Annotated in this window: 13 protein-coding genes; 2 read left to right on the forward strand and 11 right to left on the reverse strand. The window is 57.4% G+C overall.

Translation table 11 applies throughout. From position 1 onward, the window contains the following. Window positions 1-29 precede the first annotated feature (29 nt). The 5 genes from PVT68_RS15565 to PVT68_RS15585 form a co-directional block, all read right to left on the reverse strand. Window positions 30-2,108, reverse strand: coding sequence for an alpha/beta hydrolase family protein (locus PVT68_RS15565; protein ID WP_280319572.1), 2,079 nt, complete (start codon window positions 2,106-2,108; stop codon window positions 30-32). Between the two features lie 369 nt (window positions 2,109-2,477). After that, complete coding sequence (locus tag PVT68_RS15570) at window positions 2,478-2,981, reverse strand: energy transducer TonB (RefSeq protein ID WP_280319574.1); 504 nt, start codon at window positions 2,979-2,981, stop codon at window positions 2,478-2,480. Then, window positions 2,974-5,070: an alpha/beta hydrolase family protein gene (locus PVT68_RS15575; protein ID WP_280319575.1), complete on the reverse strand. Its 2,097-nt coding sequence runs from the start codon at window positions 5,068-5,070 to the stop codon at window positions 2,974-2,976. Before PVT68_RS15575 ends, PVT68_RS15570 begins: the two co-directional genes overlap by 8 nt. 58 nt (window positions 5,071-5,128) lie before the next feature. Then, window positions 5,129-7,933 carry a TonB-dependent receptor domain-containing protein gene (locus PVT68_RS15580; protein ID WP_280319577.1) on the reverse strand — a complete coding sequence of 935 codons (2,805 nt, stop codon included), beginning with the start codon at window positions 7,931-7,933 and terminating at the stop codon, window positions 5,129-5,131. An 89-nt stretch (window positions 7,934-8,022) separates the two neighbouring features. After that, on the reverse strand, window positions 8,023-13,335 hold the full coding sequence (locus PVT68_RS15585) for a hypothetical protein (RefSeq protein ID WP_280319579.1): 5,313 nt from the start codon (window positions 13,333-13,335) through the stop codon (window positions 8,023-8,025). Window positions 13,336-13,843: 508 nt separating this feature from the next. Here PVT68_RS15585 and PVT68_RS15590 point away from each other — a divergent pair. Continuing rightward, on the forward strand, window positions 13,844-14,656 hold the full coding sequence (locus PVT68_RS15590; protein WP_328517454.1) for a tRNA-uridine aminocarboxypropyltransferase: 813 nt from the start codon (window positions 13,844-13,846) through the stop codon (window positions 14,654-14,656). A gap of 93 nt (window positions 14,657-14,749) precedes the next feature. Here PVT68_RS15590 and PVT68_RS15595 read toward each other — a convergent pair whose 3' ends face one another. From PVT68_RS15595 to PVT68_RS15620, 6 genes are all read right to left on the reverse strand, one after another. After that, complete coding sequence (locus PVT68_RS15595; RefSeq protein WP_280319581.1) at window positions 14,750-16,369, reverse strand: DUF1254 domain-containing protein; 1,620 nt, start codon at window positions 16,367-16,369, stop codon at window positions 14,750-14,752. Between the two features lie 175 nt (window positions 16,370-16,544). Beyond that, the gene (locus PVT68_RS15600) at window positions 16,545-17,369 is read right to left on the reverse strand and encodes an SIR2 family NAD-dependent protein deacylase (RefSeq protein ID WP_280319584.1); all 825 of its coding nucleotides are present in this window, start codon (window positions 17,367-17,369) and stop codon (window positions 16,545-16,547) included. A gap of 97 nt (window positions 17,370-17,466) precedes the next feature. After that, window positions 17,467-18,477 carry an AraC family transcriptional regulator gene (locus PVT68_RS15605; RefSeq protein ID WP_280319587.1) on the reverse strand — a complete coding sequence of 337 codons (1,011 nt, stop codon included), beginning with the start codon at window positions 18,475-18,477 and terminating at the stop codon, window positions 17,467-17,469. Window positions 18,478-18,567: 90 nt separating this feature from the next. Further along, on the reverse strand, window positions 18,568-20,370 hold the full coding sequence (locus tag PVT68_RS15610; RefSeq protein WP_280319590.1) for a GMC family oxidoreductase: 1,803 nt from the start codon (window positions 20,368-20,370) through the stop codon (window positions 18,568-18,570). Window positions 20,371-20,665: 295 nt separating this feature from the next. Next, complete coding sequence (locus tag PVT68_RS15615) at window positions 20,666-23,284, reverse strand: TonB-dependent receptor (RefSeq protein ID WP_280319594.1); 2,619 nt, start codon at window positions 23,282-23,284, stop codon at window positions 20,666-20,668. 511 nt (window positions 23,285-23,795) lie between these two features. Then, entirely contained in the window at window positions 23,796-25,901 is a 2,106-nt protein-coding gene (locus PVT68_RS15620; RefSeq protein ID WP_280319596.1) for a VIT and vWA domain-containing protein, read from the reverse strand. A gap of 195 nt (window positions 25,902-26,096) precedes the next feature. Here PVT68_RS15620 and PVT68_RS15625 point away from each other — a divergent pair, with 195 nt between their 5' ends. Then, the gene (locus PVT68_RS15625) at window positions 26,097-26,855 is read left to right on the forward strand and encodes a helix-turn-helix domain-containing protein (protein WP_280319598.1); all 759 of its coding nucleotides are present in this window, start codon (window positions 26,097-26,099) and stop codon (window positions 26,853-26,855) included. Window positions 26,856-26,915 lie beyond the last annotated feature (60 nt).

Raw genomic sequence — 26,915 nt, forward strand, 5'->3', positions numbered from 1 at the left:
GGGCTTCGCAATCGAATCACTTCCCTGGCTCAGGCCCGCGGCACCCCGCTGAAGTACTCATACTCCAGTCCGTCCGCGCCTTCCGGCACGCAATCGGTCGCCGGCGCATCTTCGGGATTGCCGTCGCCGATATGGCGATTGAAAAAATCGATCATGCGGCAGGCAATTTCTTTGCGACTGTGATCTTCCCGAGCACCGTGTCCTGCGCGCGGAATGACCAGGGTTTCCAGGCGGTGCTGCTGGGCCAGCAGCGCCTCGCGCATGCCGGTGTAGTGGTCCCAGTGGGCACGTACGTCGCGCTTACCGTGCACGAGGAATACCGGGGCCTTAATGCGGTCTACATGGGGCGTGGAGGATTGTGCGCGGCGCTTTTCTTCCGTTGCACCCGCGGCCTCTTTTACGTAATCGGCGCCCGCTTTACGCAGGGGAATATCGCCGGTTTCCAACAGGGTATTCAGGTCGTAAACCCCCACATAACCGATGGCGCACTGATACAGGTCCGGTTCCTTCACTACACCCATCAACGCCGCGTAACCCCCGTAGGAGGCGCCGTAGATACAGACGCGGTCCTGATCGGCGATACCGGATTGTATCGCCCAGTAGGTGGCATCGGTGAGGTCGTCCTGCATTTCCAGGCCCCAGTGGCCGTACCAGTCGAATAAGAAATTCCGGCCGTAACCGCCGGAGCCGCGGTAGTTGATGTGCATTACGGCAAAGCCCGCATTGGCGAACATGATCCGCTCGTTGTTGTAGCCCCAGTAATCCCTGGGGCCGTGGGGACCGCCGTGGGGGAGGATGATGAGCGGCAGTTTTTTGGCGGTTTTGTTCACCGGCAAAGTGATATAGCCATTGATTTCCATACCGTCACGGGCAGTAAAGCGTATCGGGTGGGTAGCGGGCACATTGGTCGGGTCGATCCACTCCGCCTGATTGGCGAGGAACTTGAGCGCGCCGTCAAACTGGTTGTACAGGTAGTAGCTGCCCATGCGGCGGTCATCGCGAATGTGCACCACCCACTCGTTGTTGTCGCGGGTGCGGTCGATGACATCGATATATTGGTTGGGGAAGGTGCCCTGTAGCCGTTTGTGGGTCTGGGCGTAGAGGTTTTCTTCGTCGAGGTAGATGACTTGTGGGTAATCGTAATTGATCACCGCCCCCCAGGGATTGCCGTCGTCGTCACTGAGAATCTCGTCGTAATCCACTTTCGGGTGGCGGTAGACCAGCCGTTTCTCACCGGTTTTTTCATTCACCTGATACAGCCCCATCGTGGGGGCCTCAATGGTGTCTACGTACCACATCCAGTCTTTGCGGCCTTTGACCCAGGCAACCGGGAGGAATATCCCCTTGCTCTCGTCATAAACGGTTTCATCCCAATCGCCACTGGCGTTGCGGCTCGCCACGACAAAATGCTTGAAGCTGGACGGCTGGTACCCGACCCAGTGGGTAATGTTTTTGTCTTTGTCAAAGATAGGTGTTGCAGAACGGATGGGCGAGCGGGCAATACGGGTGGTTTTGCCGGTATAAATATTTAACTTGTAGGCATACAGGTAGGGAAATTTAAGCCCTTCACCGGAAGGGTAAACCAGAACACGATAGTGCTTGTCGTCGATTCTGCCGGACAGCATCGCGGCTTCATTGCCACCGTAGTCGCTGGTGCCGCGCCAGATAATATCCTTGCGGGTACCATCCACGTTCATACCCGCGAGACCCCACGCATAGGTACCTTCGTAGGTGGCACCACTGGAGGTGAAATGAAAAAGTACCCGCTCTTTGTTGGCCCAGCGAATGTCCGTGATACCGTAGGAACCGCTCATCTGTATGGTGGAAACCACACTCATGGTACGGCGTTCGATAATCACGCCATCGATCATTCCATCGTCACGTACCTTGCCGGCAGCGAAGTATTTGCCATCCGGGGAAATACGAATATTGGTATAGGCGGCGGGGCGGAACAGATCTTCGAAGGGGATAGGCAATTTGCCCAGACTGAGAAACGGGATGGTTTCGTCGTTCTTGCTTATGGCTGCCAGCGCGGCGGATACATTGAAAATTGAAAGGGTTGCGAAGGTAAATACGGCAACAACGGCGTAATCTTTAAGAAACTTCATGGCCTAACTCCCTGGCTCACTTTATTGCTGCGAAATAAATGTGTTTGGTTGCAGGTTTTCTCCCGGGTTGTCGCTGTGGGAGAGGGGCGGGCTGAACTCCGTGATTTATTGTTGGCTTTTGTTTTGCGAACGGTTGTAGAGCGTGCGCAAATGAATAATTGGATGATCGTCAAAGTCTATGTAACAGTTTGTATCCGGGTCAAGGATTGATAGGCAGGCGTTTTCATCAAACTGGCTATAAAGCGGTTGTATGCTCAGCAATGGCAGCTGTGACAGCTTTCCTGGAGGGTTAAATCAGGGTGATAAATACTATTCCGGAAATAAAAAAGCCCGGTATTTCTACCGGGCTTTGTGTCACAACATTCGGAATCAGCTGTCCGATTCGTCCTCGGCCTTGCAGGCTTCGGATTCTCCGTCTTCCTCATCACACGCTTCCGGATCGAAGAAGAACTGATAGCTCCACTTCAGGTCCGGCCAGGATTTGTCAGATGGCACAAACTGCCAGTTCTGTATCGCGGCCAGGATCGGCGCGGCATAGACCTCTACGGCATCGCTGGATTTGTGCTGCAGGGAAACCGCTGAAACACGGCCGTCAATGCCGACGCTGAAGGAAAAATACAGCGCGCCTTCAACCTTGTCTTCCTGTGCCTGTTCGATCTCCTTGTTATCGGAGAAGTCCGGGCGTTCGAAGTACCAGAAAGAGAGTCCCAGCTCGCGGAACTCCTTCTGTTTCTGTCGACGGTAATCGTTGTTCTGAGCGTTGCGACATTCGCTGAAGCTTTCGAACGCAGAGCAGTCCGGGCGTTGCCAGTCTTCGCCAAAGGCCTGACTGGCAGCCAGTAGTGCACCGACGAACAGGACCGGCTTAACCACGGGGTACCTCCCGGTAGTCCACGTAATCAAGGCCAATAGCGCCTTCCGGTACACAGTCGTCAGCCGCTGCCTTTCTGGTGGTCGCGTCACCGATATGGCGGTTGAAGAAGTCGATCATGCGACAGGCGATTTCCTTGGTGCTGTCATCTTCGCGGGCACCGTGTGCGGCACGCGGGGCTACGAGGGTTTCCAGTTCGTGATCCTGCGCCAGCAGTGCGTCGCGCATGGCCCAGAAGTGCTCGATGGGAACACGGGTGTCGCGCTCGCCCTGGATAAGGAACACCGGTGCCTTGATACGCTCGGCATTTTTGGCCGGGGAGCGCTGGCGGTGGACTTCCGGGTCAGTACCGGTGGCCGCAGCCAGGTAATCGCGACCCGCTTTGCGAATCGGGATATCCCCATGGGTCTTGAACAGTGACATGTCGTAAACACCTACGTAGCCGATACCACACTGGTACAGATCCGGTTCGCGGACCAGTCCTTGCAGCGCAGCATAACCACCGTAGGAGGCGCCGTAAATACAGATGCGGTCTTCGTCAGCAATGCCGGACTGTATCGCCCAGTAGGTAGCATCGGTGAGATCGTCCTGCATCTCGGTGCCCCAGTGACCGTACCAGTCGTACTCGAAGTCACGTCCGTAGCCGCCGGAGCCGCGATAGTTCACGTTCATCACCGCGAAGCCAGCGTTCGCCAGCAGGATGCGCTCGCGGTTGTAACCCCAGAAATCACGCGGACCGTGCGGACCACCGTGGGGCAGAACGATCAGCGGTAACTTCTTCGCCGGTTTGTTGACCGGCAGGGTGATGTAACCGTTGATTTCCAATCCATCGCGCGCGCTGAAGCGGATGGGGTGGGTGGCGGGTACATTGGTCGGGTCGATCCACTCCGCCTGGTTGGCGAGGTGTTTCAGAGCGCCGTCGAACTGGTTGTACAGGTAGTAGGTGCCCTGGCTGCGGTCATCCCGTACATGTACTACCCACTCGTTACCGTCACTGGTGCGGTTGACGATCTGGATGTAGTGGTTCGGGAAGGTACCCTGCAGACGTTTATGGGTCTGGGCGTAGTGGTTGTCTTCGTCGATATAGATTACCTGCGGGTAATCGTAATTGATGACCGCACCCCAGGGGCTGCCGTCGTCGTCAAAGAAAACGGTGTCGTAATCCACGTTCGGGTGGCGATAAACCAGCTTCTTCTCACCGGTTTCCACATTGACCTTGTAAAGTCCCTTGGTGGGAGCCTCCAAGGTGTCTGTGTACCACATCCACTCCTTGCTGCCACGCACCCAGCCGACAGGCGTGAACACACCTTTGCTTTCGTCGTAAACGGTTTCGTCCCAGTCGCCATTGTCGTTAGCCGTGGCGACGACAACGTGCTTGAAGCTGTCTGGCAGGCGTCCCACCCAGTGGGTGATTTCCTTGTCCTTGTTGAAGATCGGGCTACCGGCGCGAATCGGCGAACGCGCGATACGGCTGGTTTTGCTGGTATAGATATTCAGTTTGTAGACATACTGGTAGGGGAAGTTGGTAGAACTGCCGGATGGGCTCACCGTTACCCGGTAGTGCTCATCGTCGATTTTGCCCGAAAGGGAACCACCTTCAGAGCCGCCGTAGTCATTGGTTCCGCGCCAGACGATGTCTTTGCGGCTACCGTCGACATTCATCCCGGCAATACCGGATCCGCCGATGCCTTCCGAAGTCGCGGACTTGAAGCTGAACTGGAACAGCACGCGCTCTTTGTTGGCCCAGCGGATTCCCTGAACCCCCATAGCACCGGCCATCTGCATGGTGGAAACCACGCTCATGGTGCGGCGCTCGATAATCACACCGTCCACCAGTCCGTCTTCACGCACCTTGCCGGCGGCAAAATATTTGCCGTCCGGTGAAATACGGATATTGGTGTAGGCCGCGGGGCGGAACAGATCCTCAAATGGAATCGGCAACTCGCCCATGCTGGAAAATTTGGCCGTTGCTTTGTTTTCCTTTTCTGCCGACTTTTCCTCGGCGGCTGCGGACACCGAAACGGCGCCCGCAAAAGCGACCGCACCTGTAATCAGGGCGGCACCCAGCGCATTTATCTTTAGGATTTTCATCGCTTAACTCCTGCGACCGGCACCCTTGCGGGTGCCGGTCGATACATCAGTAAATAAATCAGTCACTCAGGAAGTAGCTGAAGGAGAGGTTGTAGCTGCGACCCATGGGGCTTTGCAGATGGCTCCAGTAGTAAGGCCAGCGCGGGCTGGTCTCGTCGGAGATCGGCATCGCATTGGTCAGGTTCTGAATACCCAGGCTGACGCCGAGGCGAGCGGTGTGCTGGTAGCGCGCCGTCAGGTTGGCGGTGTAGAAGGGCTCCAGTTGCTTGGTGCCCACGTAGTTGTCTACACGACCCTGACGCCGGATGAACAGGCCTGCACCCACGGAACGGAAGCCGTTCAGCGGGTTGTTCCAGCTCAGGCTCAGGTTCGTGCGGGTTGCCGGTACGGACTGGCCGAGCAGGCCAGTGCGCATATCGATTGGCTCGTCGCCAGCAAACTGTAACCACTCGTGGGACAGGGTGTTGACGTAAACCATGCCCACGCCGAAGTTGCCGTACTGCTTGGACTCAAAGCGCGCGGACGCACGGATATCCAATCCTTCGACTTCACGATACTCGTGGTTCTGCGGCTCGACGATAATGCTGGTCACACGACCGGAAGCGTCGCGGATCACGCGGTCGCGGATGTTCTGACAGAACTGGCTGCCACCCGGGATTGCGCCGTTTGCACACTGCCACTCGTAGTCCATTACGCTGTAGGCGCTTTCCGTCAGTACCAGATCTTCCAGGCGAACCTTGTACCAGTCTGCGGAAACGCTCACGTTGTTGGTCGGGGTAAACACAATGCCGAAGCCGACATCGTTACCTTTTTCCTCTTCCAGATCATCGATGCCGCGACGGGTGTAGTTCACGGTGTAGGACGAGCAGGTGCCGGTAAAGTTTTCACCGTCGTAGCAGTTGCCATTGCTCAGATCCGTGATCGTGGTAAAGCCAGTGGACTCACCGTAGATATTGAACATATCCGGTGCGCGGAAGGTCTGCGCGTAGTGACCACGGAGCTTGATTTCATCAAACAGCCGGTAGTCAAACTTCACGCTGGAAGTATTGCGACCGCCGATCGCACTGGAGTCGTCGTAGCGGTCCAGGCGCGTTGCCAAGGTCACGTTCAGATCTTCGAACACCGGTATCAGGAATTCGGCACCGAACGCCTTGCGATCGCGGGAACCGTGCGCGCTGGTAGCACCAATGTTGAGCCAGCCGTGGCCGCTCTGGTCCCGTGAACGCTCATCCGGGTCGATGTTAGTTTCCTGGCTGGCCCAGTCGACCACGACGGCCATGGTGACCGGGTTGTACAGGACACCAAAATCGCTCAGTTCGCCGACGACCTTGAAGCTGACGTTTTCTGAAGCTGAGCTGGCAAAGGTGGTGGCCTGTCCCATCAGTGACTCTTCATCTACGGAAGCATCGCGGTAGATGTTGTTGACCAGTCCGTTGTCGAAGAAGTCGGAGTCGACCTGATAGACGCCGCTCGCCAGCTCCGCATAACCACCGGAGCCGTCAAACAGCCAGTCATTCAGGACGTCTTCACGCAATGCGCCGTATTTCTGGACCACGTTGTAGCGGGCTTTGGAGTAACCTACATCCCAGTTCCAGACATTGCCGCCCAGATCTAATTCGCCCTCTACGCCCATCATCACGGTCCACATTTCCTGGTCGTAACTGGACTCGGTATAACCCAGGTCGTGGGCAAAGGAGCGACCGATCACGGCATATTTGGAAAAGTCTTCGTTGTAGACCACACCGCGCCAGCTGTTGGCGGGGATGGAGCTGGCCGCATCCTGCTTGGTTGCCAGAACGGTGACAAAACCGGACGTGGTGTCGGTGAACTGGTAGCGCCCATCCACAAACATCGAGGTGCGGTCATGCTCCTGCTGCATCGCAACGCCGGGAGAGCCGTCATAGTTACACACGGTGTGGCCGTCTTCGCTGTACGTCTCGGAGGCATACATGCCATTTTCGGCACAGTCGTAGCCCGACGGTGACAGCGCGTTGGTGGTGCCATTGGCGAGGTCGACTTCTGCGATCGACAGTCCGGTGGCCAGGAACTTGCGATTGTCCAGGTAGCTCACTTCGTCGCCGTACACCGGCTCGGTGGTCAACTGCTCCATACTGAAAGTTACAGAGCCGCGCTCGAAGGCTTTACCGGTAATAAAAGAGGTCAGGTTGGCCATGCCGTAGCCGTCTTCGTAGACGCCGGTGACATGGCTGATTGCCGTCTGCTCCATGTCACGCTTGGTGATCATATTGATCACGCCGCCAACTGCATCGGAGCCGTAAATGGCCGAGGCGCTGCCGCTCAGTACTTCCGTACGGGAAACCGCGGAGCCGGGAATGACACCCATGTCGGTACCGTTCTGCTCGCCGCCGAAGGGCAGCGGGTAGTCGGCAATACGACGGCCGTTGACCAGTACCAGGGTGCGCCCGGTACCCAGACCGCGCAAGTTGGCCTCGCTGGCGCCGACGGTATAGCCGGACAGCAGGTTGCCGGACTTGCCTTCACGGTAGCCGGTGTTTTCCGACAGGGAGTCGATGACTTCCGCAATGGTGTTAAGGCCGCGCGCTTTCATGTCCTCGTCGGTGATCACCGTCATGGGATCGGGACCGTCGAACGAGTTGCGCGGAATCAGCGACCCGGTGACCTGGATGGTTTCGATGGCCGCACCGGGCTGCACGACCAGATCGTCGTCGCCGCTGATCACGGTACGGGACTTTTTCTTTGCTTTAGCAGACTTCGCGTCCTGCTGCTGTTCGCTGCTTTCTTTCTTGTTCTCGTCGCTGCCTTCCTGCGCAATCAGCGGCATGGAAGCAGACAGTCCGAGCACAAGCGCAACGCAAAGCGAGAGCTTATTTTTTTCAAACATATTCAATTCCTGCGGGCAAATGCCCATCTGAAATTCCTGGGCGATCCAAAATCAGGGGGCGCGGGTCGCGCCCCCCTCTGTTGTGCGAATTACAGGCTGCGATAGACGGAGAAGTGGGCGTTCAGGCCGTTCTTGTCCGCTTCGCCGTCGTAAATGCCAACGCCGGTTTTGAAGGTCCACTGCTTGTATTTGCCGTCGACACCCAGGTCGACACCAAACTCGCTGCCGGACACTTCGCTGTTGAACGACACACCGTTGGAGTGCAGGTCGTGCACGTCATGGTTGCTGCTGTTCGCCAGGCTGAAGGTCGCGTAGGGCACTGCGAAGCCATCCTTGAGCGAGAAAGACTTGCTCAGGTTCAGGCCAGCGGCGGCACGGCTGGTGCTGCCCAGGTTGTAGGCGTAGTCGTAGTTGCCGTCGGAAGAGGTGAAATCATCGATCTCAACTTTGACGTCACTCCACTGCGCGAAGGTAGTCATGGCAATGCCGGATTCCAGCAGGTAGGTCCAGCCACCTTCGAAGCTTGCACCGAACGCCTTACCGGAAGTCATTGCGCCGGAGTCGTAGGACTGAACGCTCGCATCAAACTTCACGTTCTGAACCATGGCGTTCACGTAGAAGTCACTCATGCTCCAGCTGCCGTTCAGGGCGAAGGTCTCGGTGTCCAGCGCCGCGGAAGACTGCTGCTGCAGCTGGTTGCCATCGGCAGAACCCAGACCGACCATCGGGCTGATGGACAGCCAGCTGTCGCCCAGCTTGGTGGCGTAAGTGGCACCGGCTACCTGGCCGCTGATCAGCTGGGTGAAGCCCAGAGACTGACCGGCAACGTCGCCCTTGCTGTCGATGTCGCTATCGGTGTGGAACACGGTGGACCAGGCGCTCAGGCCTTCGCTGCGGCCGTATTCGCTGGCGTTGGCGGATCGCTCACCGGCGAAAATGGCAGAAGCGGAACGCAGCCAGAAGCTCTCGGCCAAGTGGGATACGGAGCTTGCCGCAGCACCCAGGTGAGACAGGCCCGCGGTGTAGGCGATGACCCAGTCACCGTTGCCATCCTGCTGCATTTCTGCATTCAAGATGGTGTCGGCGAATTCGCCACCGACGGCAGTCAATACCAGATCACCCATGTCGGTGTTGCCGTTGATGTCGAGTACGGCACCGGTGGTGATTTCACCTTTGCCCTGCTCCAGCACATTCATGGCCACGCCCAGGCTGGACGGAGCGCGGGAAGTGCCGCTGGTGTTGCTGGAGACTGCCGTCAGGTCGCCGTTGATCACGATCTTGTCGTGAGCAGTGTTGCTGACGTCTACCAGGAACAGACCATTTTTGCCCTGAACGGTGGTGAAGTTCACATCGCCGTTGATGGTCAGGGTATCGCCGGCTTCGCCGTTGACACTGGAGATGGTCACGTAGCTGTCGCCGCTGGAATAGTTGTCCATGCGGCCAGAACCCAGCTCGATGACGTTGTCGCCACTGAACAGGATATCGCCGAAGACGTTGCGGAAGAGGTTGTCACCTTCGCCCAGGTCAATCTTGTCATCGGTCAGGATCATGGTACCGGCGCCAACCAGGTAGCCGTTTTCATCCACCTGAACCCCGTTGTACAGGATGTCATCGCCCGCACCGCTGCGGATGGAACCCGCAATATTGCCGCGGTTGAGGATCTGGGTGTTGAAGTCTTCGGTGGACTTGATGGCGTAGCCTTCGTCACCGGAGACACTGATGTTGCCATAGTTGATCACGGTGCCTACCAGCTCGCCGACAACGTTGCCGTTCTCGTCAACCTGGCGGATACCGGCGGAAGACAGCTGGATACCCACGGAATCTTCGCCACCGACGATGGTGCCGGTGTTGACGGCCTGGGCCAGGGTGCCGTAGGCCTGCATGCCGATGGATTCATCGCCGACCACAATGGTGCCGGTGTTCTGGGCTGATGAGTAACGGCTGAGCGCCTGCATACCGGTGGAGTTGTCGCCGGTTTCCACCATGCCCTGGTTTACCGCCGTGGCCTGGATATGACCTTGCGCAACGATACCCGCCGCGTTATTGCCAACAGAGATGCTGCCGTCTGCGCCCTGGATACTGGCGGCGTAGAAGGCACCGGAGAACATGCCGGCCACTTCGTCGCCGCCGGTGATGCTGCCCTTGTTGTACAGGGTGGCCGCCAGACCTTCGTTGAGCAGGGTGCGCATGCCGGCTGCAATTTGGACTTCGGAATTGCTGAGCATGCTGCCGCTGCCGATGTTGATGCTGCCGCTGTTGTAGCCCAGGGTGATGTAGCCGTTGACCGCCATACCGGAAGAGTGATCGCCGGTGGTGATCACGCCGGTGTTGACCGCAACTGCAGTGGCCTGGTGGTTGAAGTCGTCGGTCATCAGTGCACCGGTGGTGAACACGTTGGACGACACCATGCCGAAGGCGCGGTCACCGGTGGTGATATTGCCGCTGTTCTGCGCCAGGGCATAGGCGTCCCAGCCGCCGGCAGTTACAGAGACGACGCCTGCGGAGCTGGAGCTGTGACTGTAATTGCGGAACTCGATCTCGTTGGCATCGAGCAGGTGGCCGCTACCGACGGTGACATTACCCTCGTTGATGACATAGCTGGAGCCGTGCCAGCTGTAGGAGGCGATACCGTTGGCGGTGTTGCCAGCATTGACGTCACCGGAGTTCAGGATGAAGTGGTCGGCAAGGCCTTCGATGTTGTGGTTGTTCACCAGGATGCCGGAAGTCCTGATGGTGGAAGCAGAGTAGGTTCCCGGAGTCATGGCGTGCTGGCCATCGCCTACAGAGATACTGCCCTGGTTTTCCACGATAATGGTGCCGTAACGGGCGGTCGCGTCGATGCCGTGGGAGAAGTCGGACAGACTGATATCACCGGTATTCAGAATACTGATGGTGCTCAGCTCGATGCCGTCAGTGATCTCAATCTTGTTGTATTCCCATACATCTTCAAGCGCGATTTCACCGGCCGCGTAGGCCTCCATGTCGGCTTCGTGGTGGGCAAGGTTGTTGGCGTTGATTTCATCAACCACGTCCTGGCCGTACTGGGTCCACTTGACCGCGCTGCCAAGCAGGTTGGAGCCGATGGCAGACACGTCGATACCGCGGGACCATTGCGCACGGGTGGTCATGGCGCCGTTTTCGTTGTACTCGGTCAGGTGGCTGACGTCGGCCGCATCAATGTTGCCGGAGTTGACGATGGTGACATCACCGTTCTCGAAACCACCGAACATTTCTGCAGTGGTCGCATCAATAGCGCCGCCAGACAGTTCCACGGCGTCCAGGTTGCCGGGGTTAGCCTGTACCTGGATCGCGGTACTGCCGGCACCGTGCAGGTACATATCGCCCTGGTTGTCGATCACGGTTTCACCCACGCCCTGGGTCAGGATGCCCTTGCCGAGAGCGCCGACTTCGATATCGCCGGTGTTCTGGATGGTGGTGGAACCGTTGCCGATGGCGTGGATCGCCGCACCGAAATAGGTGCCGGACATATCGATATCACCGGCGTTGCCGATCACGATATCACCGCGGTCATCGAAGTAGCCGTTGGCGACCCAGTCCACCGTTTCGATGTAGTGCTTGGTGGTGCCGGATTCGTAGTAGCCAGTGGGGCGACCGATAAAGTTCAGGATCGGCTTGTCGTAGGTGTAGTAAATACCTTCCTGCCCGGTAGCAACGACTCGGTCAGTGGGCAGACGCTGGGTGGTGGAGTTGTGGTCGATGGTAGTTTCGCCATCGCGGCTGGTAAGGCCGTTTTCAACCAGGTTCGCGTCTGCTTCGCCTTCTTCTACGGTGAAGTAAGGCTTGGGCGGGCAGCCGAAGAAGGGGTTACACGCAGCGCCACCGGTTGCTTTTTCCAGGTTGGTAGCCAGCTGGGCGTTGGTGGACGCATAGATACCAACGCCTCCGATGCCGTCGGCCACATCGATGTCACCGGTATTGGTAATGGCAACGCCAGCACCGGACGGGTTTTTGGCACTGATGGCTACGGAGGCCTCGCCGACGGAAATGCTGCCAGTGTTTTCAATGACAATAACGCTGTCGTTGGTGTCGACGACGTGGGCGTTTACTTCGTAGTCCTTATAGAAGTGACTGTAAGAGGGGGGGGTAAATCTGCCGAAGAAAATACGGCTGGAGTTGTACTCGACCGCGTAAGCGTTTGCGGCGGTGTAATTGTAGGTATGCGCAACTTCGGTCTGAACTTCGCTGGACGCGCTGATGCCGTAAGCCGCATCGCCGGTGTTGATATCACCGCTATTGCTGATGGCGATATCGCCTTCGCCGGTTGCGATATTGATGGCGTGGGAAATATTCCCGGTGGTGATCGCACCGGTGTTGTTGACAACAATGTCACCACTGGTGCTGCTGGCGTTGATACCGGCAGTTGCGATGGTAACTGAGTGGACATCTGCTTCGCTGACGAGAATGACATCTTCGCCAGTAAACATGCCGATGTCAGCGATACCGTCACCGTCGATGTCGATATTGTTCAGTGCGGAATAGCGATCCCGTCCCAGAGCTTCCAGGCCAGCAATGGTGTCGTCACCATCTACGTGCCTCTCTGTGACTTTGGAGTAATAGGTGATGCTCTGGCCGCTGCCGACGGTAATGTCACCGGTATTCTCGATATGGATGCTGCCCGCTTCGGTCTCCGCAGACAGGACGCCGATCACGCCACCTTCAAAGGTGCCTTCAGCCGCAACCAGGATGTTTACTTCATCCAGGGGGCCGGTACCGACCCACTTGTTGTAGTCGGCGCTATCCGAGCTTACGCCCAGATACTCATCAATCTCGTCGAAGCCGACCTTGCGTTCGAACATAACCCGTTCACCAATCGGGTTGCCTTCTTCGTCCAGTTTGACGTAGCTATCGAAGAACTGGCCGCTTCTGTTGCCGCCGGAGCCGATTCTCAAACCGATGTCGTAATAGGTGCGCTCAACACCGTCGGGCAGTTCGATGCCCTCGTCACCGGTTTTGGCGATATCGCCGTTGTTTTCGATGGTGATGGAGCCTTCGGCTTCCACGTTGGCAACGGCTGCGGTGGTGGAGGTCACGACAACGCCGGTAGCGGTGCTGCCTTCGGCAACCACTACGGAGATATCACCGGCAACGATGATCGGGGCACCGGTTTCGGAATCGAGAACTACTTCGCCAGTGGTTTCATCCACCACGGTCATGTCGGCGACGTCGTAGCTGATGGTCTCGTCAAAAGCACCGGTACAGGTAACGCTGTCGCCGGCCATTGGTGCACCGAGCTCGCCTGGGGCACAGGCGATTTCCGCCGCAGCGGCATAGCCGGGCGTGCCGACTGCAATGGCAGTCACCGCAGCAGTAGTGAAGAGGGCCTTGCGAACCGCTGACGTCAGCTCGCTCGGGGTGCCGGGAAAGCCTTTTAATACGGCCATGAAATTATCTCCCCAAGAGGTTGGTTTATTTTTTGTTCTTCCAAAAAAAATTTTTGAGAATCCCAACCATGGATAAAAACATGACAATCAAATCGACGACCAAGGCTTTCCTGTAACAGATTGTATCTGCGCCAAGGTGGGCCGGATATGTGCCACTGAGCACCAAAAAGAAGCATTAAAGCCTGAAAACAAAGGGTTTAAGCGGTAAATTAAAACTATATGACTTATTGTTCTTTTGATGACTATTGTGTCATTTATGGATTAAAAGTATTTCCTAGCATGTATTTAAGCTCCCGCCTATATTGACTATCGACTTTGTATCTTTGTGGAGTTTTGCGCCGGAAGATCCCGATATTTCAGGGGTATGGGGGTGGCGTCGAGCGAGGGCCGTATTACCTGCATACAGCGTAAACCCCAGTGAAGCCTCGATGTCGGGAGGGACAAATTCACGACAGCCGTGTAAAATTTAGCCAGTTTTCACGGGCATTCGACGATACCCGGCGCGTCCATGATCCCGCGTGTACAGCATTCCATTCTGCAGGGCCGTGTCCCTGGGGTTTCCTACAGGTTGTTCATGTATTCCACCAGTTACACTCGCCTGCGAGCCCAGGAGCTCGCCAAATCCACCAAGCCATTCCTCGCCAAGGGCAAAAGCGTAAAGCGCTGTGGCGATTGCCAGATGGGGGAGTTCGCCTGCATGTGTGCATGGCGGCCTGCAGCCGAGAGTGCGGTGGAATTTGTGCTGCTCATGCACCGCAAGGAACTGTTCAAGCCCACCAATACCGGCCGCCTGATTATCGATACCTTTCCCGGAACCCGGGCATATCTCTGGAACAGGCTCGAAGCCCCCGAAGAATTGAAAGCGCTGCTGAATGACCCGGCGCGACAATGCTATGTGGTATTTCCGGCGGACGATTCCGGTACAACGACCAGAAGGGTTGTGCAGAGCCTTCCCGCCACGTCAAAAAAGATCACATTGATTTTATTGGATGGCACCTGGAAGCAATGTAGCCGCATGGTGGGACTCAGCCGCTGGCTGGACGGTGTTCCCTGCCTGAGTCTGCCGGAAACCCTGGTGCGCTCCTATACGGTGAGAGACTCGGGAAAGAGTGACCGCTTCTCGACGATTGAAGCGGCGATCAGTTGCCTGTTACTGGCGGGGGAGGCGGAGCCAGCACAAACCCTGCAGCATTATTTTTCGGTATTTAATCAGCACTATCTGGCGACGCGCGGAGTGTGTACACCGGAGCCGGGTGAGAGCCATGATTTTCTGCAGGGTGTGCTGGAAGCGCGACACTCCAATGCCCATAGCGCCGCCTGATGTTCAAAATATCGTGGAAATCCGATTTGCTCGGAACCACTAACTGTTGAAACCAATAACAGTTAGAACCAATAACTACTGTTGGTAGTGCCCTTACTCAACCAGCTCCACCTCACTCGGTCGCCACTGCTTGTTGAAAAAGGATTCCATTGGGCTGTAAAGGCGCAGAATCGGGAAAAAACTTTTTCCCGGAATGGTCTGGATCCAGTTGCCACGCGCTACGCCATCCGGTTGTGTCGGTGCGAAATATACCGTTATCGATCCATCGGCGGCTGCCTCGGCGGCTGGTGATGGATAGCTCTGGCTGCCCGCACGGGGATAACGCTGTGGTGTATCGAGCATGGAGCGGGTCATGGTGTCATACAGTGTCCAGGACCAGAATTTCTCCGCAGGGATATTTTTTGGCAGCGTAACCTTGTAGGTTTTCGCTCCATCAAAGTAGTTATTGTCGGAATCCGCCATGGTCCACAAATAGGTGGAGCCGATACCGGTCAGCCGCATGGCCATTGCCGGTGTGATTCCGGTAACGCCGTAAAAAAACGCCTGGCGGGCATCCAGTTTCCGGTAACCCGTTGCCGGGAAAGGCTTCACTCCCTCCCTGGTAATCATCGGAATCGGGGTTTCGAACTCGTAGCCGGTCACAAACAGCATGTTCTGCCAGTTGGCGTCGTCGTAGTAAAACCAGGAGCGGTCTCGTGGATTCATGATGAGTGAGCGAGAGGTGGCGTTAGCCACTTTTAGCGCTTCATTGAGAATCTTCTGCATGCGCGCATCCGGCGCAAAGGGTTTGCCTTTAATAATACCGATGGCGGCGACTGGCCCCATCAGTTCCGGGTCCAGCGCGGTCGCCGGTTCCTCCTGCACCACTTCATTCAGCATTTCGAAATACGACATATCATTTGGTGGAATGGTATTCATCACCTTGCCGCTGCCTTCGTGAAAAACGGTTGGCGCGGGTTCGGTAATTTTTCCGAGTCTGGCCTTGCCGGCAAGAAATTCAGCAACGGATGTGCCGACGCCACCGGAATTGTAGGGGTAGACTTTGGTGAACTTGCGGATGCGCTCGGCCACCGGTTTCGGGTCGTTGTTATTTTCCAGAAAGGCGCGAGCAAACCAGACACTGTGAAGGGTGCGCGAATGTGCGATATTGAATCCACCCTCGGGCAGCGGGCCGTCATAATCCGGCGGCACGATCAGATATTTGCCGCCCGCGCCACGATCCGGCCCCGGCATGCCGACATCGATTACCCAGCGGAACCAGGCATCCTGGACCGTGCCGAGCACCTGCGGTGGTACCTCGAGTACCATTGGGCCCTTGCTGAGATCCAGGCTGCCCATCACATAAACGGTATCGGCATTGGCGGTCAGGAACAGCGACTTGGCATCCATCAATTCGGAAAACACAATGACCTCGTTTTCCTTTACGCCGACATCGCGCATGCCTTTGCGCAGCATGTAAATACTTACCCCGCGCAGGTTGTCGGCAAAGGCACGAACTGCATGGGTCAGGTCGAGATTGTCATATACCTTGGTGAGAGTTTCGTCGCTGGGCATGCCATCCTCAAATTCCAGCGTGCCGATACGTGTCTCCACTTTGTCCGGCGTTGTAATGGACGGCGGAATCGCGGCGCTTGATTGGGCGTTAGCGGGAAGCGCAGTGCTCAATAAAATGCCAACGGCAAGGAAAACGGGTAGCTTTTTTAGGGGGTGCATAAGGCGCCACTTTTGCTGAAAGGATTATGAAAAAACTTTAGCAGTTCGCGAAAGTAACTCGGAGGCAAGTAGCGGAAGCTTTTATGTAACAGCTCGTGAAATCCGGCATAGGGGGAGAAACTGGCTATGGTAAATCACGTGTCAGGAGTAAAAACGGCTGTATATTTCACCGGCATTAAGAAATGCCCAGCTCGCTTGCGATCAGGGTGATCGCCTCCCTGGCGCCTGTTGCCATGCTGATGGCATTGGGGTGGGCGGATTGTGATTCTCGGGGATTTATCCGGATCAGGGTGCCGTCGAGATAATCTCCCTGATTGCGCACCGTGGGTATGGCGGTGCCGGCACCGCATTCGATGGTGACCAGGTTGCCGGCGCGTTGCAGCCATTTTTCGTACCTGGCCTGCTGCAATTCCGCGCGTCGGGAATTCCAGTGCCAGTCTCCGAACATCAGGATATTCGGGCGGGCTACGCCGCCGCAGTCTGGGCACTGTGGCATTGCACCGACAGCGAGGCAGCGTTGCTCATCGATGTGAATGCTCTCCTGCTCTGCCTGCCAGATACTGCTGCTGCAGTCCTGTGCGCACTGCAGGTGGTGGATCGAGCCGTGGCACTCGAAGATTTTTTCCGGATCAAATCCCGCCTTTTGATAATGACCATCCACATTGCTGGTGAAGACGAAATAGTCCTTCTGCAGTTGTTCGGCGATCGCCAGCAATAAATTAAACCCGGTGTGCGGCTGTACCTGGCGATAGAGGTTCAGACGATGGCCGTAAAAGCCCCAGGCGCGCTCGGGGTGGTTGTGGAAGTGCTGGGGGTCGGCAATCTCGACAAACGACAGACCGGCATCCGCCAATGCCGGATAAGCGCGCCAGAAGCCTTCATTACCGCGAAAATCCGGCAGCCCGGAGTCCACACCCATACCGGCGCCACCGCTAATCAGGAGGCCGTCGGCCTCGCGAATCGCGGATGCCGCGCGGGCGGCCAATGCTGGTAATTCCACGGTGTGTCCTTTTGGTGGCTTTTGCGGTTTTTCTTTTGCGGATTTTTTATCGAGGGGTTTACTGGCTACCGGTTATACGTAGGGCACCGTGTCTGTATCAGGCCACAGCGCGCCACTGTTTCGGCGAACAGCCCACTTTGCGTTTGAACGCACGGGAAAAGGCCGCCAGTTCCGAGTAGCCGAGTATATCTGCGATGTCGCTCAGGGGCAGGGTGGTATTGCGGATGTATTTCATCCCCAGCTGAATCCGGATTTTGTCTGAGGCCTCGCGGAAATTGGTACCGAGTTCCTCGTGCAATCGGCGATGCAGGGTACGCCGTGACATATCCAGTGCCGCGGCCACATGGTCCAGCGAAAGGGTTCCCTGTTCGATGGCTTCCCGGGTGGTGTTCTGGAAGGTAGCTGCAAAGCCGCCCGCCAGTGACTGTTCGCTGATTTCAAGTGCCGACTTGAGCTGTCCGTAGTCGGAGCAGCCGGACACACCTTTGTCGCCGTTGGTTCTTTGCAAAAGTTCACTGGGAAAACACAGGCAGGAAAACTCCTGGCCGAACAGGACCGGGCAGCGGAAGAACTGCTTGTACGGCCGCACATCTTCCGGCTGTGCATGGTCGAACTGGACGCGGCTGGGCAGCCAGCCTGGTCCCAGCAATTGCCGGAGAATATTAAAGCCCAGCCCGACGGACAGCAGATGTTTCTGTTTAAGGTCCGGTGCGCCTTCGAGATCCACCGCGACCCGCCAGGTGGCAATCTCTTTCTCAACCTCGCAGATCGCCCGCGCGCCGTTGATATGCACCTTGAGATGGTCGCCGATATCGGCAATAGCCTGGCCAACCGTGGGGGCCTCGGCAGCGACGGCGCCAAGTAGCCCCATGGTGGTCAGCGGCTGCCTGCGCGCTACCAGCAGACCAAAGTGCGGCGTGCGGGTAGCCTCCGCCAACCTGTTCAGGGTATTGATCAGTGCGATATAGGGAATGCGGGCGTCGGGGTTGTACTCGCCTGCCGGTGGCAAGCCATTGCTACGAAAAATCGGTTCCGGGTCGACACCGAGTTCAAGCGCGCTTTCACGGATACCATCGAAGGAGGCGAGTCGAACGGAATGGGTGGTCATACGCGGCAAAACCTGTACCTGCATCTTCTCTTCTGCGTCGGAGCAAAATGCGCGCAGTGGCGAAAGGAGTCAAGTCTTGCCGGTCACGCTTCAGCCTGCGACCGGCTCGTCAGTGGTGGCTGTATCTGTCGCGGTATCCGCAACGCCGCTGCGGCAGATGACGCCGTGCAGGTCACCGCTACCGGTCAGCGCGGACATATTGCCAGGCAGCGCTTCGGAAAAGCGCACCGGGGTGATTTTTTCCGCGCGCTCGCGGTTGAACACCGGCGCCTTCGACCAGGCGTATTCACTCAGGGCGAGAATGGTCAGCGACGGATTGACCCCCAGGTTGCCGGGAATCAGTGAGCCGTCGATAACGCGCAGGTTCTGGTAGCCGAATACCGCACCGGTGTCGTCCACAACACCATTGTCGGCGCTGCTGCCGATGGCCACACCGCCCATCAGGTGCGCGGTGCTGGGCGCACCGGTCAATACTTCGGTGACCACGTTACCGGCGGTACCGCCGCCGGCAGCGTCGATATAGTGACGCGCGGTCTCATGGGCGATGGGGAAGTAGTTCGACAGCGGCGAGTCACCGGCTTCCTGGGTCACACGCCAGCGGAACGGCCACTTGCCGGATTTCACATGCACGAAACTGTCCTTGGTCTGCATTACCAGGAAGATGATGCTGTTGCGGGACTTGCCCACCGGGTTGAGCATGCGCAGCGACTTGAGCGGCTGGCGCAGCATGCTGACCAGCATACTGATTTGCCGCGGCACACGGCCGTTGGATTCGGTAATCGGCACCGCGCTCTGCAGGGCAAAGTTGAAATCCCCATAGGGCGCAAAGCGCACGATCTCGATGCGGGTCTCGTCGTCCGGGTCGAACATGCTGGTGATGGCGGGGCCTTCACAGACTTCCCGCGGTTTGCCGTTTTTATCCTTGTAGTCACTGGTGGCGACGATCAGAGTTTCGGAGTTGGTGCGCACCTGGCGGCCGAGCTGCGCTGAGAGATTCGGCAGGGTGCGGTCCTTGTCGCGGGCCTTCAGCAGCAGCGGGATAGTGCCAAACACACCGGCGGAGACCACTACACCGCGGGTGCGGATCTTGTACGGTTTCTTGAACAGCAACGCGGTGGAGCTCTGTACCGTCAGCTCGTACCCGGCGCTGCCATCGCGCACGCCTTCGGCATTGGGCAGCGGCTCGATGCGGGTGACCTCGCTCTCCGCGCGGATCTCCACGCCGTTGCGCTCGGCAAACCAAAGGTAGTTTTTCTCCAGGGTGTTCTTGGCGTTGTGGCGGCAGCCCATCATGCAACCGCCGCAGTGCTGGCAGCTGTTGCGCTCGGGACCATCGCCATTGAAATAGGGGTCGCCGCGGTCCTTGCCGCTCTTGTCTTCCGGATCTTCCGGGAACAGCACACCGGTGTTCACCACCTGGAAAGAGTCCTCACGGCCCATGCGGCGGGCGGTTTCCTTCAGGGTCTCATCGGCAGCGTTGCCGTAGGGGTTCTTGGCTACGCCGATCATGCGCTGGGCCAGGCCGTAAAACGGCAGCAGGCGTTGTTTCCAGTCCTTGTGTACCCGCGACCAGGGCTCGGACTCGAACACCTCGTCGGTGGGGATCAGATGCACATTGGCGTAAATCAGCGAACCGCCGCCGACACCGGCGCCGTGCAGCGCGGTCACCTTGCTGGTCATGCTCACCTGGATGGTGCCGGTCAGCCCCAGCTTGGGAGCCCACAGGAACTTCTTGATGTTCCAGGAGTTGTTGGAGAAATCCTTGTCTTTCCAGCGCTTGCCTTTCTCCAGCATCAGCACCCGGTGGCCCTTTTCGCTCAGGCGCAGGGCACTGCAGGAACCGCCAAAACCGGATCCGATGATGACCTGGTCAAAATCAAATTTCTCGCTCACCGCAGACGCTCCTCTGGAGGTTTTCACAGTTCTTATTGTTGGATGTCGATGTATCACAGCGAGGATAGAGGAGCACAGGCAATAGAATTTGATATTTCTCGCCACCACCTGGAGGAGTACCGGGGAGCAGCGTACGGTCATTTCGGTATTCTCGGCGCGGGAAGCCCGGGAAGAGAAGGGGTGTGAAGATATGGTGAGTGAAGGGGTGTGAAGGTATGGTGAGTGAAGGTATGGTGAGTGAAGGTATGGGGAGGGCGTAAGCCCTCCCCGGATCAATGCCACAGTGCAGGAGGCGTCAGAAGTTGTACGTCACCTTGCCGTAGACAAAGCGACCGCGCGGATCGTGCTGGCTGGATACGTAGCCGTACAGGTCCGAGTCGCCGTCACCGATGGCGAAGGGGGGCTTCTCATCCAGGGCGTTGTCAGCGCCGAGGCTCAGCACCAGATTTTCAAAGCCGGTATAACGGGCCTGCAGGTTCACGGTCATAAACGAATCCACCATACGGGATTTGTTGGTGTCGTAGTCCAGGGTGCCATCAAAGTCGATATCGGGCGTGTCCTCAAATTCGCCGATATAGTTCAGCCCAAGGGTGAAGGCAAAGGTATCGCGAGCCCAGTCGGCGGAGGCCGCCCAGCGGTGCTCGGGATACTCGTACTCACCGGCCAGTTCCCGGCTTACGAAAGCGTCACCGGCGGAATTCAGTTCCACCCGCTCAAACTCCGCAAGATAGGAGTAGTCGAGGCGCAGGCCGAGGTCGCCACCGGCGACCGTCAGCGCCGAATACACCATACTCAGGTCAATCCCGGACACATTCTGCTCGCCGATATTGATAAAGCCGCTGTTGATGGATTGCAGGGAACCGAGCGACTCGCCAGGTAGCGCTGCAGAGCGGACGCAGACGCTACTGTTCTGGTCGTTACAGAACTGGCTGTACAGGTAGCCGAAAGGTACCGCATCGATCTTGCCTTCCTGGGTAATACGCCACAAGTCCAGTGACAGCTGCATATTGTCGAGCGGCTTGATTACCGCGCCCAGATTAAAGGACTCGGACTCTTCCGCCTCCAGATCCTCGTTGCCGGAAAATACGATGTTGTAGTCGGTGCTGGCACAGTAGGCCTCGTTGATGGCGCAGCCATAGGTGTCGATAAAGAACAGGGATTCCTGGGACGGGCCCAGGCCGATCTGCGCCAGAGACGGTGCGCGGAAACCGGTACCCCAGGAGGCGCGCAGCGACAGTGCATCACTGGCGGTCCACAGCAGGTTGATCATTGGGTTGGTGGTGCTGCCAAAATCGCTGTAATCGTCGTAGCGGCCGGCGAGGGTCAGATCCAGGTTGGCCGCCAGGGGAATGGCAAACTCGACGAAGGCCGAATTGATATCCCGACTCGCCGCGGCGGACACCGACTCGGTGCCAAAAATCAGGCCGCGCTGGAACTGGTCGTCGGGGATATCGGACGCGCTTTCCTCCCGGCGTTCAAGACCGGCGGCCATGGCAATAGCGCCATTGGCGGTATCGAAAAGTTCGCCGCTGATGGTGAAGTCCAAACTGCGCAATTCGGATTTACCCTGGCGCACCAAACTGGTGGTGATGGCGTCAATCACCGACTGCGGATTCTGTACCCCGCCGAAGGGGTTGTAGCGGCCCGCGTCAATTTCCTGTTGCAGCAGGTCGGTGCGCACCCAACCCTGGGAGCGATCGCCGCTCTGGGTGGATTCGCTGCGCGAGCGTTGCACCGAAGTTTCCCAGTCCCATTCGCCAATGGTTCCGCGCAGTCCAAACACACCGCGCAGGTTATCGGTTTCGATATCCCACTGGCGCGCGCCCGCATCGACGGTGCGGTAGCGGCCGACGTTGACACTGCTGGCGCCGGTAAACGGATTGTCCGGGTGATCGACGGGCACCGTGAGCCCGGCATCTTCGTCCAGGGGTGTCGGCGCGCCCTGAGCGATCGACGTATTGTGTTGCACTGAGATTACGCTGAAGAACTCGACGCTGTCGGTGAGCTGTGCGTGACCGAGCATCAGAAGTCCGGTGCGCTCGGCTTCCGGTGTCAGCAGCGTCCACGGGCCGTAATCGTAAACACAGGTCTGGCCGAAAGCGCTGCCCTCGGGGCAGTTGGGGTCAATGGTGGTTTCGCCGTCGACAATAAAACGGCCGGGATAGCCGCGGGAGGAACGGAAGTCCATACCGCCGCGGAAGGATTGGTCGGCGGTGTCTAACCCTTTGCGCTCCACACTGGCAAGGGTCGAGTTACTGTGGTGATCAAAGATCAGGGTGATGTTTGAGTCGTCACCGTTCACACCCCAGACCGCAGACACGGACTGCTCGTCGTAACCATCGGCGCCGCCGAAATCGACCGCGACCTCGGCCCCTTCAAAGTCTTTGCGCAGTACCAGGTTGACCACGCCCGCCACCGCATCGGAGCCGTAAATGGCCGAGGCGCCATCTTTCAGTACTTCCACCCGTTCAATCGCCGCGATGGGAATACTATTGATATCCACAAAGTTGGTAGTGATGCTCTCGGCAAACGCACTGATGGCCACCCGTTTCCCGTTCACCAGCACCAGGGTGGCATCGGCGCCCATACCGCGAAGACTGACTGCCGCCGCGCCGTTGGCGGTGGAGTCCTGGTTGTTTCCGCGCGTGGAAAAGGTCCCGTTACCCGCCGCCGGATTCTTTTCAAACATCTGCTGCAGATTGGTGTAGCCAGATTTTTCTATGGCCTCGCGATCCATTACCTGAATCGGTGTTGCCGTCTCGAATTCCGCATTGCGCTGAATACGGGAGCCGACAACGGCAATCTCCTCCATGGCATTTTCTTCCGCGGCGAACAGCACCTGCGGGGTAGCCGCAGTGACCACGGAGAAAATGGCAGTGGATAAAACGTTTTGGCGTAAAAAAAGTTTTTTCATGATCTTTGCTCGTCCATTCGCAATTTTTATTTTCGAATGACCGGAACAGCGTGGTCGTTCAGTGTGCCCGGCAACAGTATCAATGGCGGTTGGGGGTGGCAATCAATGTGCGACAACCTGATAGTTATCGAAAGGTAAGGAGAATAGTGTCTCCCTTAAATTGAGAGCTGGTTTCGATCAAAAGGGAGGATTTAACGTTGGTGACTATTTTAAGTAATGTAATTTATTGTCATTTTTTTTGATCTGGACAAAAAGTATTGCCAATTCTCTTGCGTGCATAGTTTCAATATCGGAAATTACTTTGTTGTTTTAGGGGTTTCCGATTTGGTGGCGGGAGATATTTCTACCTGAAAGTTTGAACTGCGAAATTTTCCGAAAACCGCAGGCTGTCGCCAAATTTTTCACGGCATTGTTACTGGTGGGAGCGAAATAGTTCTTCTGCTGCCGGTTAGCTGAATTATGTGCATGATTTTCCGGGGCCTCTTGAGGGCCCCGGTTACATGGTGGCTGACTATTTACCTGTGGCGTTCCTGGATGACCGCAAGCGCGCCATGACCAGGGCGAGCAACAGCAAAATCAGAACAGGTCCACCGGATCCGCCGCTGCTGCGCGGGTAGGCGCGGTTACTGTTGAAGGCGGGCTGGGCACTGTCCTGGCGGTTGTCCTGTACCGGTGCCACGGCGCGATTTTCGCGGGCTGTCCTTTCCCGTTTTACGCGGGCGTTATTGTTACGCGCAACACCGAGTTGCTCGAATACCGATTCTTCCACGACCACCATAGAGGTGTATGGGGTTACCAGTCCGTGCTCCACCGCGAGATCGACGATGGCGTCTTCGCTGTCGGCGTCGTGGCCCAGATAATCCATGCGATTCTGGATGTTTTCTATGGCGGCATACGCCCATAATCTTTCCAGCTCGGGATTGCGGGTATCGGTTGCCGGGAACTGGAGGTCGGAGCGGTAATGAACCTGACGGCCTGAAACCTTGCCCTCAATATCGAGCTTCGCCGCGCCATCGCCCCAATAGTGACCGAACACGATCAGCTGCTGGCCGCGATACAGGGTGCCGATTCGGCCAGGGCTGAGATCGCGCACCTTGATCCCGGACTTGTTTCCCGACTTATTTTCGGAAATGGTGAGTGAAAGGTCCCGGTAAGATTCATGGCGCAGTTGGTCTGCTGCCTGAATCAGACGTCCGGAGATGTCATCGCTATTGGATATGTTCATGGCAAAGCCGTTGGAGACTTTTGCCATCCCCTCAAGCAGGGGGCGGTTGGCACTGTTGCCCATGACGAAGGTGAACAGGCGGATATCGTGCTGCTCGAGTAATTCCAGAAACGCATTTTTCGCGACCACGCCTACGTTGGCGACACCATCGGTTACCAGGATCACCGCGCTGGGACGGTCGGCGTCGAGTCCCCGGTATGCCGCTTTCAGGCCAGCGAACAGATTGGTGCCACCGTCTGGCTGCACCGCTTCCAATTTTTGCAGGTAATGCGCCACGTTGGCATCGTTTACCGCAACATAGCCGTTGGTCAGTTCGTGGGCCTGATCATTGAACAACACCATTCGGAAGCGGTCTTGCGGCTGCAGTTTTCCCAACCCTTTGCGCACACCCTCGGCAAGGCTGTGGTATTTCCCGGCCATGGAACCGGAGAGATCCAGCACAAAAGTCCAGTCTCTCCCCTCGGATATTTCACCCAGATCATCCCCGGGGGTCAGCGTCAGCATAAAGGTGCCGCGATCGCTGCCCTCGGCGCGGTAGGTGACCATATCCACCGCACCGGGGAGCCCCGGCTGGTGCCGCCAGTAGGCGACGATGTCCCTGTCCAGGGTAAATGCGCCAGTACCTGTGGCAGCGGTCGCGGAGACGGGCGCTGTGGTTCCGCTTTCTTCGTTGGTCAGTGCCGTGGCACCCGCGGTGTTGGCGAACGATACCTGCCACTCCTGATCAGACGCGCGTTGCACCTGCGCCTGCGGGTGCGCCGGTAACAGGAACTGGTCGATAGGATAGGACGAGCGCATGGTCAGTTTGAAACTGAACGCCTCCTGCACATGCGCCTGATAAGTGAAAAATGCCATGCGCTCCTCATCCACACCACCTTCTTCCAGCGGATACACGTAGCGTCCGATACCCAGTTCGGCATGTACCGGCTGGATGTAGACCAGGCGGATTCGCACCGTGTCATTGGGCAGTACCGGATAGACACGGCTGTCAAAACTGCGATATTCATCCTGCTCCGTCAGCGCGGTCCGTCTGCCCTGGGACCTTTCCTGTTCATACAGGTCGCGCGCCTGTTTTCGGGGCAGCACTTCACCGGTAACCGGCTTGCCGTCGATCCAGAAAGTGAATTCACCCACCGAGGCTTTCTCCGGTACCGGGAAGGTGTAGACGGCTTCCAGCTGTTGGTCGTGGGGGTTGGCAAAGGTCTGATCCACCTCGGTGATGGCGTAGCCGTCTTCAATCACCACATTGACATGGTGCTCCCTGATCTCGAGCTGTGGCAGGTTGCTGTCGGTCGGTGTCAGCAGGCCAGCGGCGGTGGCCAACTGGGGCGCCACTGCACTCAGAATTAAACACAGGCACCAGCCGATAGGGTTGTTCCATAAACGTCGCATTGTCGGTTCCTCCGTATGCCGTTTCGGGCTGCATGGAATGGCGAGCCGAAGTGGCTCCCATCGCCGGAGAATTTATCGGCAAGGGCTCGTAGGAATCACCTGTATCCGTTAGAGTTCCGTAAAACGGACCGAAAAGTATCGTTTAGTGATACTTTTAGGGGGCGGTCGTACTCGAATACACAGGGATCCGGCGAGATGAGTCAGGTACAGGCTTTGATGAAAACCCTGAAGCGCGAGCTGAAGGCACGGGGGATTACGTACGCGCAGATCGCCAGTCAGTTGGCGCTGTCTGAAAGCAGTATCAAAAGAATGTTTACCGGCGGCACCCTGTCCATTGCGCGGCTTGAATCGCTGTGCCAGATCGCCGGCCTGGATTTCTCCGAGCTGGTACGCAAAGCGGCAGAAGCGCGACGGGGTATTGCCACGCTCAGTGACGAGCAGGAGCGCGAAGTGGCGGCCGATCCCCACCTGTTACTGATGGCGGTATGTGTACTCAATTACTGGTCCATTGAGCAGATACTCGAGACCTACGAGTTGAGTGAGACCGAGTGCATCCAGTTACTCGCGCGTCTCGATCGGCTGAAGCTGATCGAGCTGTTGCCGCTAAATCGCTACCGGGTGATTGTGGCGAAAGAATTCCGCTGGCGTCCCAATGGGCCTATCCAACGGTTGTTTCAAAAGGAAGTGCAGCCGGAGTTCCTGGCATCCAGCTTTGCCGGTCCGGGGGAAAAGCTTGTATTCCGCACCGGTATGCTGTCGCGGGCGGCGAATGCCGAACTGATGAAGAAAATGGATAAGCTACTGCAACAGTTCGACGAACTGCACGATGCGGACACTGCTCTCGCACTGGACGAGCGCTATGGCTCCAGCCTGCTGGTGGCACTAAGGCCCTGGGAGCTGCAGTACTTCAGTCGCCTGCGACGCGGTAATAACGAGAAAGTGTTCCCCGAATGATACCGGCGCGGTATTAAAGAAATCACTTTTGTGATTGACGAGTCCGTGCCCATTTGCCCC

The sequence above is a fragment of the Microbulbifer bruguierae genome (assembly GCF_029869925.1).
Lineage (GTDB): Bacteria > Pseudomonadota > Gammaproteobacteria > Pseudomonadales > Cellvibrionaceae > Microbulbifer > Microbulbifer bruguierae.

Bases quoted from the DNA above. Each gene is read 5' to 3' on its own strand.
- PVT68_RS15565 (WP_280319572.1), bottom strand. From the start codon at position 2,108: ATGAAGTTTCTTAAAGATTACGCCGTTGTTGCCGTATTTACCTTCGCA.
- PVT68_RS15575 (WP_280319575.1), bottom strand. From the start codon at position 5,070: ATGAAAATCCTAAAGATAAATGCGCTGGGTGCCGCCCTGATTACAGGT.
- PVT68_RS15580 (WP_280319577.1), bottom strand. From the start codon at position 7,933: ATGTTTGAAAAAAATAAGCTCTCGCTTTGCGTTGCGCTTGTGCTCGGA.
- PVT68_RS15585 (WP_280319579.1), bottom strand. From the start codon at position 13,335: ATGGCCGTATTAAAAGGCTTTCCCGGCACCCCGAGCGAGCTGACGTCA.
- PVT68_RS15590 (WP_328517454.1), top strand. From the start codon at position 13,844: ATGATCCCGCGTGTACAGCATTCCATTCTGCAGGGCCGTGTCCCTGGG.
- PVT68_RS15595 (WP_280319581.1), bottom strand. From the start codon at position 16,369: ATGCACCCCCTAAAAAAGCTACCCGTTTTCCTTGCCGTTGGCATTTTA.
- PVT68_RS15605 (WP_280319587.1), bottom strand. From the start codon at position 18,477: ATGACCACCCATTCCGTTCGACTCGCCTCCTTCGATGGTATCCGTGAA.
- PVT68_RS15615 (WP_280319594.1), bottom strand. From the start codon at position 23,284: ATGAAAAAACTTTTTTTACGCCAAAACGTTTTATCCACTGCCATTTTC.
- PVT68_RS15620 (WP_280319596.1), bottom strand. From the start codon at position 25,901: ATGCGACGTTTATGGAACAACCCTATCGGCTGGTGCCTGTGTTTAATT.
- PVT68_RS15625 (WP_280319598.1), top strand. From the start codon at position 26,097: ATGAGTCAGGTACAGGCTTTGATGAAAACCCTGAAGCGCGAGCTGAAG.